Source organism: Micromonospora sp. BRA006-A (assembly GCF_033433935.1).
Taxonomy (GTDB): domain Bacteria; phylum Actinomycetota; class Actinomycetes; order Mycobacteriales; family Micromonosporaceae; genus Micromonospora; species Micromonospora aurantiaca.
On the sequence record NZ_JANCLW010000001.1, the window covers coordinates 1,012,831 to 1,028,609 of the forward strand.

General features: G+C 72.9%; 13 protein-coding genes. 10 read left to right on the top strand and 3 right to left on the bottom strand.

Annotated elements, in window-relative coordinates:
* The first annotated feature begins 40 nt into the window (after window positions 1-40).
* Window positions 41-1,081: an LD-carboxypeptidase gene (locus tag NMK34_RS05060; protein WP_318332407.1), complete on the top strand. Its 1,041-nt coding sequence runs from the start codon at window positions 41-43 to the stop codon at window positions 1,079-1,081.
* Between the two features lie 289 nt (window positions 1,082-1,370).
* On the opposite strand, the gene NMK34_RS05065 is transcribed toward NMK34_RS05060, so the two are convergent.
* A complete protein-coding gene (locus tag NMK34_RS05065; protein ID WP_318332408.1) occupies window positions 1,371-2,279 on the bottom strand; it encodes a cyclase family protein in 909 nt (302 codons plus the stop codon).
* Window positions 2,280-2,434: 155 nt separating this feature from the next.
* On the opposite strand from NMK34_RS05065, the gene mfd reads away from it, so the two are divergent.
* The 4 genes from mfd (at window position 2,435) to NMK34_RS05085 (ending at window position 9,934) form a co-directional block, all read left to right on the top strand.
* Window positions 2,435-6,091 carry a transcription-repair coupling factor gene (gene mfd, locus NMK34_RS05070; protein ID WP_318332409.1) on the top strand — a complete coding sequence of 1,219 codons (3,657 nt, stop codon included), beginning with the start codon at window positions 2,435-2,437 and terminating at the stop codon, window positions 6,089-6,091.
* Between the two features lie 104 nt (window positions 6,092-6,195).
* Entirely contained in the window at window positions 6,196-6,966 is a 771-nt protein-coding gene (locus NMK34_RS05075) for a SurA N-terminal domain-containing protein (RefSeq protein WP_318332410.1), read from the top strand.
* On the top strand, window positions 6,963-7,952 hold the full coding sequence (locus NMK34_RS05080; protein WP_318332411.1) for a nucleoside triphosphate pyrophosphohydrolase: 990 nt from the start codon (window positions 6,963-6,965) through the stop codon (window positions 7,950-7,952). The genes NMK34_RS05075 and NMK34_RS05080 overlap by 4 nt, the downstream gene beginning before the upstream one ends.
* 362 nt (window positions 7,953-8,314) lie before the next feature.
* Window positions 8,315-9,934, top strand: coding sequence for a DUF885 domain-containing protein (locus tag NMK34_RS05085; RefSeq protein WP_318332412.1), 1,620 nt, complete (start codon window positions 8,315-8,317; stop codon window positions 9,932-9,934).
* A gap of 31 nt (window positions 9,935-9,965) precedes the next feature.
* On the opposite strand, the gene NMK34_RS05090 is transcribed toward NMK34_RS05085, so the two are convergent.
* Both NMK34_RS05090 and NMK34_RS05095 read right to left on the bottom strand, forming a co-directional pair.
* Window positions 9,966-10,790, bottom strand: a complete 825-nt coding sequence (locus NMK34_RS05090) for an NAD(+) diphosphatase (protein ID WP_318332413.1) — start codon at window positions 10,788-10,790, stop codon at window positions 9,966-9,968.
* Window positions 10,787-11,479, bottom strand: coding sequence for a hypothetical protein (locus NMK34_RS05095; protein ID WP_318332414.1), 693 nt, complete (start codon window positions 11,477-11,479; stop codon window positions 10,787-10,789). Before NMK34_RS05095 ends, NMK34_RS05090 begins: the two co-directional genes overlap by 4 nt.
* A gap of 212 nt (window positions 11,480-11,691) precedes the next feature.
* Between NMK34_RS05095 and eno the strand changes: the two genes are divergently transcribed.
* The 5 genes from eno (at window position 11,692) to NMK34_RS05120 (ending at window position 15,774) form a co-directional block, all read left to right on the top strand.
* The gene (gene eno, locus NMK34_RS05100) at window positions 11,692-12,975 is read left to right on the top strand and encodes a phosphopyruvate hydratase (RefSeq protein WP_013284093.1); all 1,284 of its coding nucleotides are present in this window, start codon (window positions 11,692-11,694) and stop codon (window positions 12,973-12,975) included.
* Between the two features lie 28 nt (window positions 12,976-13,003).
* Entirely contained in the window at window positions 13,004-13,639 is a 636-nt protein-coding gene (locus NMK34_RS05105) for a septum formation initiator family protein (protein ID WP_318332415.1), read from the top strand.
* A gap of 82 nt (window positions 13,640-13,721) precedes the next feature.
* Window positions 13,722-14,279: a DUF501 domain-containing protein gene (locus NMK34_RS05110; RefSeq protein WP_135243360.1), complete on the top strand. Its 558-nt coding sequence runs from the start codon at window positions 13,722-13,724 to the stop codon at window positions 14,277-14,279.
* Window position 14,280: 1 nt separating this feature from the next.
* On the top strand, window positions 14,281-14,790 hold the full coding sequence (locus NMK34_RS05115) for an amino-acid N-acetyltransferase (protein WP_318332416.1): 510 nt from the start codon (window positions 14,281-14,283) through the stop codon (window positions 14,788-14,790).
* A gap of 42 nt (window positions 14,791-14,832) precedes the next feature.
* On the top strand, window positions 14,833-15,774 hold the full coding sequence (locus tag NMK34_RS05120; RefSeq protein ID WP_318336275.1) for a Ppx/GppA phosphatase family protein: 942 nt from the start codon (window positions 14,833-14,835) through the stop codon (window positions 15,772-15,774).
* Window positions 15,775-15,779 lie beyond the last annotated feature (5 nt).

Sequence of the window (15,779 nt, forward strand, 5' to 3'; positions counted from 1 at the left end):
TCGGGCGAAAACCGCTGGTCCCTGCCGATAGCGTCGGGCCATGACGGTGCCTGTCTATCCCGCCAAACCGCAGCCGGGCGACCGGGTCGCGGTCGTCTCACCCTCCGCCGGCCTGCCGGGTCTCTTCCCCCACGTGTACGAGCTGGGCCTGCGCCGCCTCCGCGACGAGCTGGGGCTGGAACCGGTGGAGTATCCGACCACCCGCGTCATGGGCGCCGACCCGCGGGAGCGGGCGCGTGACCTGACCGCCGCGTTCGCCGACCCGACGATCACCGCTGTGCTGGCGACGGTCGGCGGGGACGACCTGATCACCGTCACCACGTACCTGGACGACGAGGTGCTGCGGGCCAATCCGAAGCCGTACTTCGGCTACTCGGACAACACGAACGTGCTCAACCACCTGTACCGGCTGGGCGTCGTCGGCTACCACGGCGGCTCGGTGCTGGTGCACCTCGGGCGCTCCGGGAAGCCGCACCCGCTCACGCTCGACTCGCTGCGCGCCGCGCTGTTCACCACCGGCTGGTACGAGCTGACCGCCGCGCCCGAGTGGGGCGACGAGCCGTGCGACTGGCGCGACCCGGCCACGCTGGCCGAGGAGCCGCCGATGTACCCGTCCGAGGGCTGGCGCTGGCACGGCCCGGCTCGGGTGGTGCAGAGCCGGACATGGGGCGGCTGCCTGGAGATCGTGCACTGGCTGATGGCGACCGACCGGGTGCCTACGGCCGCCGAGCTGGCCGGGTCGGTGTTGGTGCTGGAGACGTCGAACGAGCTGCCGCCCGCACAGGAGGTCTTCCGGATCGTGCGGAACATGGGCGAGCGCGGGCTGCTGGCCGCCGTCCCGGCGATCGTGGTCGGCCGCCCCAAGGCGTGGGACTTCGACCGGCCGCACTCGGTCGCGGAGCGGCTGGCCTGGGCCGCCGACCAGCGGGAGGCGATCCTGTCGGCACTCGCCCCCTACGCCGGCGACCCGGTGGTGGTCTTCGACGTCGACCTGGGCCACACCGACCCGCAGGTGATCATCCCGTACGGCGGCGAGATCCGCGTGGACGCGGTGGAGCGACGGATCGCCGTGCGCTACTGACCACGCCCGAACTCACCTGCGAGACGTCGGCCGCTACTCACCCGCCGCTCCATCCGGCTGGGTGGAACGTCGTGGGTGTCTCCGGCCTGGTTTGGCACCCATGACGTTCCACCCACGCATCGAAATGCCGGTCAGTGGAACGTCATGGGTGTCTCGGGCCCGTCTTGACACCCATGCCGTTCCACTCGCTGCTGCCAGCGGCCGGGTGGGCGGAGAGACTTACTGCGCCTCGGCGAGGTGGGGTGGGGTGGGGTGGGGTTTCGGAAAGCGGTGGGCCCCGCCATCTCGGTCAGGCGTCGACGACGGCGAAGGCGCGGACCGGGAACGTGCCCATCCCGGCGACCCGCGGCGGGGCGGCGGTGAACCGGAAGCCGGTCGGGGGCAGCGCGTCCAGGCCGGTCAGGTGCTCCACGATCGGGATGCCGGCGGCCAGCAGACCGGTGTGCGCCGGGCGCTGACCCGCTGCCGCCGCCGTCATGTCGTCGATGTTGATCGAGTCGATGCCGACCAGCGCCGCGCCCGACTCGGCCAGCCACTGCGCGCCGTCACCGGTCAGGTAGGGCGCGTCCGGTGCGGCGTACCCGTCGGTGCCGAAGTGCGCGTCCCACCCGGTGTGCAGCAGCACCGCGCACCCGGCCACGTCGTACGGGGCGAGCATCAGCCGGTCCACCGCCCGGGTACCCGCGGGCACGCGTACCACCAGGCCGGGCAGGTCGGCGAGACGGTCCAGCGGCATCCCGGTCAGGTCCGGGCCGTCCGCGAAGCGGTGCGACGGCGTGTCCACGTACGTGCCGGTGTTGGCGATCATGTCGATCCGCGCGACGTGGAACTCGACACCCGGCGCGTACCGATTCCGGGACTCCTCCCGGGTCAGCCAGTCGGTGATCGCCGGTCCGGGCCAGCCGGGCAGCGTGACCATGCCGTCGGTGACCACGTGACTCAGTTCGACGAGCCTCCGCCCACCGGAGGCCGGGACGTCGAGGCCTCGCCCGCCCTTGTGCGGCTCCTCGACGACGGTCCGGTTGGTGATCCGTACCTCGCCGACCATGAGCAGCCCCAGGTGCCGGACCAGCAGCGCGCCCACCTCGTCGTCGGTGACGTCCGGGTGCGGCACGTCCAGCCGGAACCCGTCGGTGCGCAGACCGCCACCGTTGGAGAAAATTACCTCGGCGTCGAAGACCGCCCGATACTCGACCATCCGCCCACCGCACCACGCCCGGTCACGGCCGGTCAAGATCCAACATCGGGCGGGCCCGGTTCGTCGGTGGAGGGGGATAGGCTCGGACGGTGCACCCCCCGTCCGGCTGGACGCGGGGTCGTCGTCGTGTGTCGATCCGCTGGAAGTGATCACTGATGCTCACCGGACTCTTCTCCGCCGCCCTGGCCGACCCGGGGCTGGCCCGGGCGCGTGACCTGGCGCGCTCCGGTGCCGCGCAGGTCGACGGGCTCGACCTGACCGCCCCGGCCGCGCTGCGCCCGTTCGCGGTGGCGGCGGTCGCCGCCGACGAGCCGGCCGGCGGCGCGGGCCGCCCCGTGCTCGCGGTCACCGCCACCACCCGGGAGGCCGACGACCTGGCCTCCGCGCTGGGCAGCCTGCTGCCGCCGGAGCAGGTGGCGGTCTTCCCGTCCTGGGAGACGCTGCCGCACGAGCGCCTGTCGCCCCGATCCGACACGGTCGGGCGGCGCCTCGCCGTGCTGCGCCGCCTGGCCCACCCGGACGCCGCCGACGCGCACGGCCGCACCGGGCCGCTGCGGGTGGTCGTCGCGCCGGTCCGGTCGCTGCTCCAGCCGCAGCTCAAGGGCCTCGGCGACCTGAAGCCGGTGCAGCTCGCCGCCGGGGACGAGGCCGACCTGGAGGAGGTGGCCCGCCGGCTCACCGACATGGCCTACGCCCGGGTCGACCTGGTCACCAAGCGCGGCGAGTTCGCCGTCCGCGGCGGCATCCTGGACGTCTTCCCGCCCACCGACGAGCACCCGTCCCGGGTCGAGTTCTGGGGCGACGAGGTGGAGGAGATCCGCACCTTCGCAGTCGCCGACCAGCGCACCATCGAGGGCGTCGCGCAGATGTGGGCGCCGCCGTGCCGGGAACTGCTGCTGACCCCGGCGGTGCGGGAGCGGGCCGCCGCGCTCGCCGCCGAGCACCCCGAGCTGGCCGAGATCCTGGACAAGCTCGCCGAGGGCATCCCGGTCGAGGGCATGGAGTCACTCGCCCCCGCGCTGATCGGTGCGGACGCGCTGGAACTGCTCGTCGACTGCATGCCGGCCGGCACCCACGTACTCCTCTGCGACCCCGAGCGCATCCGCACCCGCGCGCACGACCTGGTCCGTACCTCGGAGGAGTTCCTCCAGGCCAGTTGGGCCGCGGCCGCCGTCGGCGGCCAGGCCCCGGTCGACCTCGGCGCCGCCGCCTTCAAGACCCTGGCCGAGGTACGCACGGCGGCCCGCGCCCTGCGCCAGCCCTGGTGGACGCTCGCGCCGTTCGGCCTGGTCGAGGCGGGCGCGGCACCGGCCCGGCAGCCCTGGGAGGACGAGCCGGCCGAAGTCGACGTCACCCCCGACGACGCCATCGCGGTGAGCCTGGCCGCCCAGCCGGCGCCGCTCTACCACGGCGAGACCGCCCGGGTGGTCGAGGATCTGAAGCGCTGGGCCGGCGAGGGTTGGTCGATCGCGCTCGTCTTCGAGGGGCACGGTCCCGCCCAGCGGGCCGTCGAGGTGCTCCGCGACGCCGGTCTCGGCGCCCGGCTCACCGAGGAGGTGCCCGCCGCGCCCGCACCGGGCGAGCTGCTCGTGTCCTGCGGCTGCCTGACCGCCGGGTTCGTCGACGAGGCGTCGAAGTTCGTGCTGCTCACCGGCAACGACGTCACCGGCGGCCGGGGCACCTCCACCCGCGACATGCGCAAGATGCCCAGCCGGCGGCGCAACACCATCGACCCGCTGGAGCTGAAGGCCGGCGACTTCGTCGTGCACGAGCAGCACGGCATCGGCCGCTACGTCGAGCTGGTGCAGCGCACGGTGAACGGCGCCAGCCGCGAATACCTGGTCATCGAGTACGCGCCGAGCAAGCGCGGCCAGCCCGGCGACCGCCTCTTCGTGCCGACCGACCAGCTCGACCAGCTCTCCCGCTACGTCGGCGGCGAGCAGCCCACGCTGCACAAGATGGGCGGCTCGGACTGGCAGAAGTCCAAGGCCCGGGCGCGCAAGGCGGTCCGTGAGATCGCCGCGCAGCTCATCCAGCTGTACGCCGCGCGCAAGGCGTCGAAGGGGCACAACTTCGGCCCCGACACCCCGTGGCAGCGGGAGCTGGAGGACGCGTTCCCCTGGCAGGAGACGCCGGACCAGCTGGCCGCCATCGAGGAGGTCAAGCGGGACATGGAACAGACCGTCCCGATGGACCGGCTGATCTGCGGTGACGTCGGCTACGGCAAGACCGAGATCGCGGTACGGGCGGCGTTCAAGGCGGTGCAGGACGGCAAGCAGGTGGCCGTGCTGGTGCCGACCACGCTGCTGGTGCAGCAGCACTACAACACGTTCGCCGAGCGGATGAGCCAGTTCCCGGTGTCGATCCGGCAGCTGTCCCGGTTCCAGACGCCGAAGGAGACCGAGCAGACGCTGGAGATGGTCGCCGCCGGCACCGTCGACATCGTCATCGGCACCCACCGGCTGCTCCAGGCGTCCACCCGGTTCAAGCAGTTGGGGCTGGTCATCATCGACGAGGAGCAGCGGTTCGGCGTCGAGCACAAGGAGCACCTGAAGACGCTGCGCGCCTCGGTCGACGTGCTCGCCATGTCGGCCACCCCGATCCCGCGGACGCTGGAGATGGCGATCACCGGCATCCGGGAGATGTCCACCATCGCCACCCCGCCGGAGGAGCGGCACCCGGTGCTCACGTTCGTCGGCGCGTACGACGACCGGCAGGTGGCCGCGTCCATCCACCGTGAGCTGCTGCGCGACGGTCAGGTCTTCTACCTGCACAACCGGGTCGAGTCGATCGAGAAGACGGCCCGCAAGCTCCGGGAGCTGGTCCCGGAGGCGCGGGTCGCGGTGGCGCACGGCCAGATGGGCGAGGAGGCGCTGGAGAAGGTGATGGTCGGCTTCTGGGAGAAGGAGTTCGACGTCCTGGTCTGCACCACGATCGTCGAATCAGGCATCGACATCCCGAACGCCAACACGCTCATCGTCGAGCGGGCCGACCTGCTCGGCCTGGCCCAGCTGCACCAGATCCGCGGCCGGGTCGGCCGGGGCCGGGAGCGGGCGTACGCGTACTTCCTCTACCCGCCGGAGAAGCCGCTCACCGAGAACGCGCACGAGCGGCTGGCCACCATCGCGCAGCACACCGAACTCGGCGCGGGCATGTACGTGGCGATGAAGGATCTGGAGATCCGCGGCGCCGGCAACCTGCTCGGCGGCGAGCAGTCCGGCCATATCGAGGGCGTCGGCTTCGACCTGTACGTACGGATGGTCGGCGAGGCGGTGTCCGCCTTCAAGGGCGAGCAGCAGGAGGAGGAGACGGAGGTCAAGGTCGACCTGCCGATCGACGCGCACCTGCCGCACGACTACGTGGCGGTGGAGCGGCTGCGCCTGGAGATGTACCGCAAGCTCGCCGAGGCCCGCGACTCCGAACGTCTGCGCGAGGTGGTCGCCGAGATGACCGACCGGTACGGCGAGCCGCCCGCGCCGGTGCAGAACCTGGTCGCGGTGGCCCGGTTCCGGCTGCTGGCCCGCCGCTACGGGCTCACCGACGTGTCGATGCAGGGCAAGCACATCCGGTTCGGCCCGCTGCCACTGCCCGACTCGAAGCAGATGCGGCTCAAGCGCTACCACCCGGACTCGGTCTACAAGCAGGCGCTCGACCAGGTCAGTGTGCCCCGGCCGAGCACCCGGCGGATCGGCGGCGAGCCGTTGCGCGATCAGGCGCTGCTGGAGTGGTGCGGGCAGCTCCTGGCCGACGTGCTCGGCAAGCCCGAGGAGCTGGCCGGTGTTGCCAGCCCCGCAGTGGCGAGCGGACGATGACACAGCAAGCCCGAGGAGCCGGCCGGTGTCGCCCGGTCCGGGGCGGGTGCGCGATGAGGTGGGCGGAGTCACAGGCTGGTACTCGGCGTGAGAGAGTGACCCTCATGCGTGCTCGCCGTTCCCTCGTCGCTGTCAGCGTCGCGGCCCTCGCCGCGCTCTCCCTCGCCGCCTGTGGCCGCTCCGCCCCGGACGTCGCCGCGTACGTCGGCGACACCCGGTACTCCGTCGACCGGGTCGACGCGATCTACGAGGACGCGCAGCGGCAGTACGCGGACGCCGTCCGTAGCCAGGCTCCGCAGACGCCGTCGCCGGCGGAGCTGCGGTCCTCGGTGACCCGGCAGGACGTGCTGAACCTGCTGGTCGCGATCGACCTGGGCAAGCGTGTGGCGGCCGAGAAGGGCCTCCAGGTCACCGACCAGATCTCCCCGGAGCAGATCCAGCAGGCGCTCCGCATGCCGGCGACCACCGAGTACACGAAGCTGTGGGGCGAGTGGGTCGACCTCTCCGGCACGCTTCAGCAGAGCCTGCCCCCGGCCGACCTCAGCGACGAGTCCCTGATGGCCGTCTACCACGCCATCGAGAAGACCGGGGCGATCCAGCCGGGCCTGAGCGTCGACCAGGTCCGGCAGGCGTTCGGCGAGGCCGGCTTCGTCCGCACCGCCACCGCGCTCAGCAGCGCGCTGCAGGAGCAGGCCGACAAGTCGGATGTCCGCGTCAACCCCCGGTTCGGCGTGACCGGCGTGCCGTCACTCGTCAACACCGGCCAGTCGTTCGTCTTCTACTCCCTGCCGTACGTCGACAAGGACGGCCCGGTCACCGACATCTCCACGCCCGAGGCACCGGCCTCCGGCTCCCCGGCTCCCGGAGCCGCATGACCGCGCGCATCGTCCTGCTCGTCACCTCACCCCGGCTGCCCGCCGGCCTGCTGACCTCGGCCGCCTGGGACGCCGTACGCTCCGCGCCGGTCCTCGCCGGTGCGGAGAGCGCGCTGACCCGCGCGGTCCGGACGGCCGGGGCCGAGGTGAGCGTGGTGACCGAGGGTGCGACCCAGGCGCTGCTCGACGCCGCCGCCGCGCACGGCGGGGCGGTCTGGCTGGCCGGCCCGGCCGGCGACGAGACGCTGGCCCGTGAGCTGGGGCTGCGGCTTGCGCGCGAGCCCGGGCTGGCCGAGCTGGAGCTGATGTACGGCTCGTGGGATCCGCCCGGTGCCCGGCTGCTCGACGCGGTCGAGGTGATGGACCGGCTGGCCTCCCCGGGTGGCGACCCGTGGAAGCGGGCGCAGACCCACCGCAGCCTCGCGGGTTTCCTGCTGGAGGAGTGCTACGAGGCGTACGACGCGATCAGCGCCGACGACACCGACGCGCTCCGCGAGGAACTGGGCGACGTGTTGCTCCAGGTGCTGCTGCACGCCCGGCTGGCCGAGAACCTGCCGGAGGGCGAGAGCTGGACCGTCGACGACGTCGCGGGCACCCTGGTCGACAAGATGGTGCGGCGCAACCCGCACGTGTTCTCCGGTGAGCCGGCCGGTTCGATCGAGGAGATCGAGGCGAACTGGGAACGGATCAAGCGGGCCGAGAAGACCCGTGAGTCGGTGCTGGACGGCATCGCGCTGAGCCAGCCCGCGCTGTCGCTGGCCGCGAAGATCCTGGACCGGGCGGGGCGGGTCGGCCTCGCCGTACCGCCCCCGCTGGCCGAGTCGCAGGTGGACCCGGAGGCCCGGCTCGGCGCGAGCCTGCTGGCCACGGTCGCCGCCGCCCGTCAGGCCGGCATCGACCCCGAGGCCGCCCTGCGGCGGGCTACCTTGGCGTACGCCGAAGCAGTCCGAGCCGCCGAACGCCCCACCCCCACCAGCCCCGCCTGACGCCCTCCCCGCCCCGGGCCCTTGCCCCCGCGATCTTGCACTTGCGGCCCCGTGGGTGTCGGGAATGCCCCATCTGCCCGGGCGTGAAGTGCAAGATCGTCGCAGACCTCCCGGCAGACGAGAAGTGCAGTCCACATTCACAGCCCGCCTGGCGTGTGGTGCACGCGGCCGACCGGCCCGCCGTCCTGGAGGCGGTGGTCCGGTCGAGACGTGCGCCTCCGGGCGACTCGCGGCGTTGATCAAGGAGCTTGTGTCCGGATTGGACGCTGCGGGGGGACACAAACTCCTTGATCAAGGGGGTGGGGGCGCGGGGAGGGGCGCGGGAGGAGGGGAAGGGGCGGGAGGGTCGGTAGGGTCGGGGGATGGAAGCGTTCGTGCCGCTGGCGGAGCGGATCGTGGAGGCGTTGCTGGAGAGCCGGCCCGGGCTGGCCACCTCCGTCGGGGATCACCGCTACGACGACCGGCTGCCCGATCTCTCCGCCGACGCCCTCGCCGCCGACCAGGCGATGCTCAAGGACGCGGCCGACGCGCTCGCCGAGATCGACCCGGACGCGCTCGACCCGGCGGAGAGCGTCGACCATGCGCTGCTCACCAGCCTCGTCGACCGGGGACTGTTCGAGGCCACCGAGATCCGCGGCCACGAGTGGGATCCGCTGCGCCACAATCCGGGGCCGCTGCTGCACGCCCTGCTGGCCCGTCCGTTCGCCCCGGCCGAGGAGCGCCTGACCAGTCTCGCCGGGCGTCTGTCGGCCGTACCCGATGCGCTGTCGACGGCGCGCGCGACGCTGCGGGACATGCCGCGGGTCCACGCGGAGACGGCGGTCGGGCAGTTCACCGGTACGGCGGCGCTGATCCGCGACGAGGTGCCCGGCCTGCTGGCCGAGGCGCCGGCGATGCGCGACCGGGTCGGTCCGGCGGCCACCGACGCGATCGCCGCGCTGGAGGAGTTCGTGGCCTGGCTGCGGCAGGGCCTGGCCGCGGACGCCGGCCCGGGGCGTGACCCGCGGCTGGGCCGGCGGCGGTGGGAGGCGCGGCTGTGGCACACGCTCGACACCGAGCTGAGCGCCGCCGAGGTGCAGCGCCGCGCCTGGGCCAACCTCGACCGGGTCACCGAGGAGATCCGCGCGGCGTCGGTCGAGCTGGTCGGTGGTCCGGCCGACGACGAGACGGTACGCCGGGCGCTGGACCTGCTCGCCGCCGAGCACCCGGACGACGCCACGATCGTCGACCTCGCCTCGGTCACGCTCGACGAGGCGAGTGACTTCGTCCGCCACCACGACCTGGTCAGCATGGTCGGCGACCCGTGCGTGATCCAGGAGATGCCGGAGTTCGCGCGCGGCGTGGCGGTGGCCTACTGCGACTCGCCGGGCCCGCTGGAGACGGCCGACGTACCGACGTTCTACTGCATCTCGCCCACCCCGTCGGACTGGCCGGCGCAGCGGGTCGAGTCGTTCTACCGCGAGTACAACGACCACATGATCCGCAACCTGACCGTGCACGAGGCGATGCCCGGTCACTTCCTCCAGCTCGCGCACGCCCGCCGGTACGACGGCCCGACCCGGGTACGCGCGCTCACCGAGTCGGGTGTGTTCGTGGAGGGCTGGGCGGTCTACGCGGAGGAGCTGATGGCCGGGCTCGGCTTCGGCGGGCTGCCGGTGCGGTTGCAGCAGCTCAAGATGCAGCTCCGGATGACCATCAACGCGCTGCTGGACCAGCTCGTGCACTGCGACGACCTGCCCGAGTCCGAGGCGATGGCGCTGATGACCGGGCGCGGTTTCCAGGAGGAGGGCGAGGCGGCCGGCAAGTGGCGGCGGGCGCTGCTCACCTCGACGCAGCTCTCCACGTACTTCGTCGGCTACAGCGAGATGGCCGACATCGCCGCCGCCCGGCCGGACGGCGTGACGGTGCGCGACTGGCACGACGCCATGCTGGCGCACGACTGCCCGCCGCCGCGCCACCTGCGCACGCTGCTGGGGGTGTGAGGCTCACCGCCGAGCGGCGATCCGCCTGCGGTCACCGCCGGGCGGCGACCGCGTCGATCAGCCAGCGCGACAGGGAGTACGCGGGCGGCAGCTCGGCGGGCAGCGCATCCACCGGGAACCAGCGCGCCTCGGTCAGCTCGATGCCGTCGACGACGGGTTCGGCGGCCGGGTCGGTCACCTGGGCGGTGAAACCGGCGAGCAGCGTGCCCGGTCCGGACAGCGCCCACGGCTGGCTGTCCACGTACACCGGTCGCCGCAGCGTCAGGCCGACCTCCTCGGCGACCTCGCGGTGCACCGCCGCCTCCAGCGACTCGCCCGCCTCGACGAACCCGGCGACGAGCGCCCACAGCTGCGTCGGCCCCTGCGCGTGCCGGACCAGCAGCAGTTCGTCTACGCCACCCGCCGGTCCGGGGCGGGTGATCGCGGTCAGTACCGCGACGGACAGGGGCAGGAACGAGGTGAGCCCGCAGTCCGGGCAGCGCCGCGCGGTCTCGCCCGGCACGTCGGCCAGCTCGGCCCGGCACGCCCCGCACCACCTGTGGGTACGCCGCCAGGTGACCACGGCGAGCGCCCGCCCGGCGAGGTCCGCGCGGGGTGCGGGCAGCTCGGCGGCGAGGCCGCGCCAGCCGCGCCACCGGCCGGGAAGCGACTCCGGATCGGTCACCTCGGCCGCCCACGCCGGGACGCCGTCGAGCGTGCCGACCGGGATCCAGGCGAGGTCGCCGGGTAGCGCGTCGATCCGCAGCGGCTGCTCGTCCGGGCCGGTCAGCAGCTTCCGCCCGGACACCGGCAGCGCCAGGTCGTCCGGGCGCGGCGGCCGCCCGTGATCGGCAGCAGGCAGGAACCTCGGGGTCACGACGTGGACGGGCGGCGGTCCACCACGCCGGCGCCGGCCGGAACCGCGAACGCGGCCGCCTCGACGCTCTCGGTGTAGCGGCTCAGCGTCACCTCGGCGGGCTTGCCGTCGAGCGTGCCGGAGAAGCTGCCCAGCACACCCTCGGTCGTCACGCAGGCGTTGAAGCGTTCCCCGTCGTGGGTGACGTCGACGCAGGTGGCGTGGCGGCCGGCGAGCGTGGTGTCGCTCTGCTCGATGACCGCGTCCGGCGCCAGCGCCGCGTCGGTGAGCAGCCGGATCACCGCGGGCGGCGTGACCAGGCCCTGCTTGCGCGCCTCGTCGTAGACGATCACCGACGGCTTCCCGGCGGTGAGCACTGGCGGCGAGACGGTGCAGGAGGTACGGGAGGCCGTGCTGGCACACCGGGTCACCGACTCCTGGGTCACCGTGATCTTGCCGCCGGGCCAGGTGTACGTGGAGCGCAGCGGCTTCTTGGTCTGCGCGATCGAGGCGGTCCGGCCGCCGTCGATCTGGTAGTCGGCGGCCCAGGTCTGCTCCAGCGCCCGGTCCATCCGCGCGGCGAGGTCGTTGACCAGGTCGGCGCGACCGAGCGCGACGTTCGCGTCGTCCAGGGCCTGACAGCCGGTGACCGAGAGCGACGCGATGACCGAGGCGGCGAGCACGCGGAGAGTCGTCGAGGCGGCAGGCATGATGCCCAGCCTTGTCGATCGACGCAACGTCTCGCAAACCGGTTGCCGGTTGACGACCGGTAATCCGGGAATGTCCGTCTCAGCAAGCGCCTCGGGGGCCGCCCCGAGCGGGGTGCGGCAGGGCGGGGACCGATACGCTGCGTTCAACACCTGCCTCAGCCGCACCGTCGCGGCCCATACGGACCGGAACCACACAAACGAGGAGCGACTCAGTGGCAACCATCGAGGGAATCGTCGCCCGGGAGATCCTGGACTCGCGGGGCAACCCGACGGTCGAGGTCGAGGTCGGGCTCGACGACGGCACGATCGCCCGCGCCGCGGTGCCGTCCGGCGCCTCCACCGGCGCCTTCGAGGCGGTCGAGCTGCGCGACGGTGACAAGGATCGCTACCTGGGCAAGGGTGTCGAGAAGGCGGTCGCCAACATCGAGGACCGCATCGTCGACCAGCTCATCGGCTACGAGGCCAGCGAGCAGCGGCTGATCGACCAGAAGATGATCGACATCGACGGCTCGGACAACAAGGGCGAGCTGGGCGCGAACGCCATCCTCGGCGTCTCCCTGGCCGTGGCGAAGGCCGCCGCCGGCAGCGCCGAGCTGAGCCTGTTCCGCTACCTGGGCGGTCCGAACGCGCACCTGCTCCCGGTGCCGATGATGAACATCCTCAACGGTGGCGCGCACGCCGACTCGAACGTCGACATCCAGGAGTTCATGATCGCGCCGATCGGTGCGCCGACGTTCCGGGACGCGCTGCGCTCCGGCGCCGAGGTCTACCACGCGCTGAAGTCGGTGCTGAAGAAGAAGGACCTGTCGACCGGTCTGGGCGACGAGGGCGGCTTCGCCCCGAACCTGCCCACCAACGCCGCCGCGCTGGACCTGATCGCCGAGGCCGTGGAGAAGGCCGGCTACCGGCTCGGCACCGACATCGTCTTCGCGCTCGACGTGGCCGCCACCGAGTTCTTCGACAACGGCACCTACACGTTCGAGGGCAGCGCCAAGAGCGCCGAGGAGATGAGCAACTACTACACCAAGCTCGCCGGCGACTACCCGATCGTGTCGATCGAGGACCCGCTGGCCGAGGACGACTGGAGCGGCTGGGCCACCCTCACCGCCGCGCTCGGCGACCGCATCCAGATCGTCGGCGACGACCTGTTCGTGACCAACCCGCAGCGCATCGCCCGGGGCATCGCCGAGCAGGCCGCGAACGCGGTGCTGGTGAAGGTCAACCAGATCGGCTCGCTCACCGAGACGCTCGACGCCGTCGACCTGGCCCACCGGGCCGGCTTCAAGTGCATGATGAGCCACCGTTCCGGCGAGACCGAGGACACCACCATCGCCGACCTGGCCGTCGCCACCGGCTGCGGGCAGATCAAGACCGGCGCGCCGGCCCGCTCGGACCGGGTCGCCAAGTACAACCAGCTCCTGCGGATCGAGGAGGAGCTGGCCGACGCGGCGCGGTACGCCGGTGCCGGCGCGTTCCCGCGCTACCGTTCGGCCTGAGCGAGCGCTCCGGGGGAGGGGTGTGACGATGCAGCAGCGCCGCACACCGGGTGGCCAGCGGCCCGCCCGTCGGCCGGGTCAGCCCGGCCGGACGGGCGGTGCCCGGGTCCGGTCCACGGCACGCGACAACGGCGTCCGCGCGGAGGCGCGCGCCGCCGGGCGGTCACCCGGCGCGTCCCGTGCCACCGACGGCGTACGCTCCGCGAGCCGCCCCGCCGCGGCCCGGCGTACCGCCGCCGGTGGCCCGGTCAAGCGGCTCACCGCACCCCAACCCCGGCGCTTCACCGGGCGCGCCACAGTGCTTTTCGCGGTGCTGATCGCGCTCGCCCTGGCGTACACCTATCCGGTCCGCGTCTACCTGGACCAGCAGGCCGACATCGAGCGGATGGAAGCCGCGCAGGCCGCCCAGCGGGCCGAGATCGAGCGCCTCACCGCCGAGGCGGCCAAGTGGCAGGATCCGGAGTACGTCAAGACGCAGGCCCGGGAGCGGTTCTTCATGGGCAAGCCGGGCGAGACGTTGCTCGTGGTGCTCTCCGACCCGGAGGGCGCCGCGAAGGACGCCGGCAAGGGCGCGAAGCCGGGGGCGCCGAAGCCGCCCGCGCCCTGGTACGACACCCTGTGGTCGAGCGTGCAGGCGGCCAACGCCGACCGTGGGGACAAGTGAGCACCACACGAAAGGCATTTCCTGTGAGCGCGAGGAGTGAGCCGGGTTTGCGAGCCCCGCAGTCGCGAACGAAGGCGGCGCAGTGAGCGTCGTACCACCGCAGGAGCCGGCGGCGGACTCCGTACCCCCGCCGGAACGCCAGCCGGCCACCGAGGCCGACCTGGCCGCGGTGGCCGCGCAGCTCGGACGCCCGCCGCGCGGCACCCGCGCGGTGGCCCACAGGTGTCCGTGTGGTCTGCCCGACGTGGTGGAGACGACGCCGCGGCTGGCCGACGGCACGCCGTTCCCGACGCTGTTCTACCTGACCTGCCCGCGTGCCACGGCGGCGTGCAGCCGGCTGGAGTCGGCGGGGTTGATGAAGGAGATGGCCGAGCGGCTCGCCGAGGACCCGGAGTTGGCGGCGCGGTACCGGGCGGCGCACGAGGACTACCTGACCCGCCGGGAGGCGATCGGTGAGGTGCCGGAGATCGCCGGCATCTCGGCCGGCGGCATGCCGGGGCGGGTGAAGTGCCTGCACGTGCACCTCGGGCACGCGCTCGCCGCCGGGCCGGGGGTCAACCCGTTCGGCGACGAGACGCTGGCGCTCGTGGAGAAGTGGTGGGCGGCCGGCCCCTGCGTGGACGTGCCGCCGGCGGAGTGAGATGAGCGCCGACGAGATCACTGTGCGCCGGGCCCGCACCACTGACGTGCGCGGCATCCGGCGGCTGGTGGACACCTACACCGACGACCGGCGGCTGCTCAGCAAGGCGACTGTGACGCTGTACGAGGACGTGCAGGAGTTCCGCGTCGCCGTGACGCCTGACGGCACGGTGGTCGGCTGCGGCGCGCTGCACGTCATGTGGGAGGACCTGGCGGAGATCCGGACGGTGGCGGTCGACCCGTCCTGCCGGGGCCACCGGATCGGGCACCGGATCGTCGCCGGGCTGATCGACGCGGCGCGGGAGTTGGGCGTCGCCCGGATCTTCGTGCTCACGTTCGAGACCGGCTTCTTCGGCTCGTTCGGCTTCCGCGAGATCGACGGCGCACCCGTCCCGCAGCCGGTGTACGAGCAGCTCCTGCGCTCGTACGACGAGGGTGTGGCCGAGTTCCTGGACCTGGAACGGGTCAAGCCCAACACCCTGGGCAACACCCGCATGCTGCTGCGCCTCTGAGCTTGGACGGGCTGCCGTAGGGTGGGCGCCGTGAGTGCGCGTGTGGCAGCCATCGACTGCGGGACCAACTCGATCCGACTGCTGATCGCCGACCTGCCCGAGGCGTCGGCCGGGGACGCCGCGCCACTGGTGGACGTCTCGCGGCGGATGGAGATCGTGCGGCTGGGGCAGGGCGTCGACCAGACCGGCATGCTCGCCCCGGAGGCGATCGAGCGGACCCGGGTGGCGCTCGCCGGCTACGCGGCCGAGATCGAGAAGTCCGGCGCCGACCGGGTACGCATGTGCGCCACCTCGGCCTCCCGCGACGCCTCCAACGCCGCCGACTTCCGCACCATGGTCGAGCGCACGCTCGGCGTACCGCCCGAGGTGGTGACCGGCGACGAGGAGGCACGGCTGTCGTTCACCGGCGCGGTGCGCGGCCTGCCCGCCGACGCCGAACCGCCGTACCTGGTGGTCGACATCGGCGGCGGTTCGACCGAGTTCGTCGTCGGCACCCGCGCCGACGGGGTGCGCGGCGCGATCTCGGTGGACATCGGCTGCGTCCGGATGACCGAACGGCACCTGCACGACGATCCGCCGGCAGCGGCGCAGATCGCCGCCGCCGAGGCCGACATCGCCGCCGCCGTCGACCGCGCGCTCGCCGCCGTGCCCGGCCGCGAGGCTGCCACGCTGGTCGGGCTCGCCGGTTCGGTCACCACCGTGGTCGCCCTGGCGCAAGGGCTCCAGGAGTACGACCCGAGCCGCATCCATCACGCCCGCGTCTCGTACGAGCAGGTGGCCGAGGTGACAGCCGACCTGCTCGGCAAGAGCAGTGAGCAGCGGCTGGCGTACCCGGTGATGCACCCGGGGCGGGCCGACGTGATCGGCGCCGGCGCGCTGGTGCTGCGGGTGATCATGGAGCGGGCCGGGATGCCGTCGGTGGTCGCCTCCGAGCACGACATCCTCGACGGCATCGCCTGGAGCCTCGCGGCGGCCTCGAGATAGGTGGT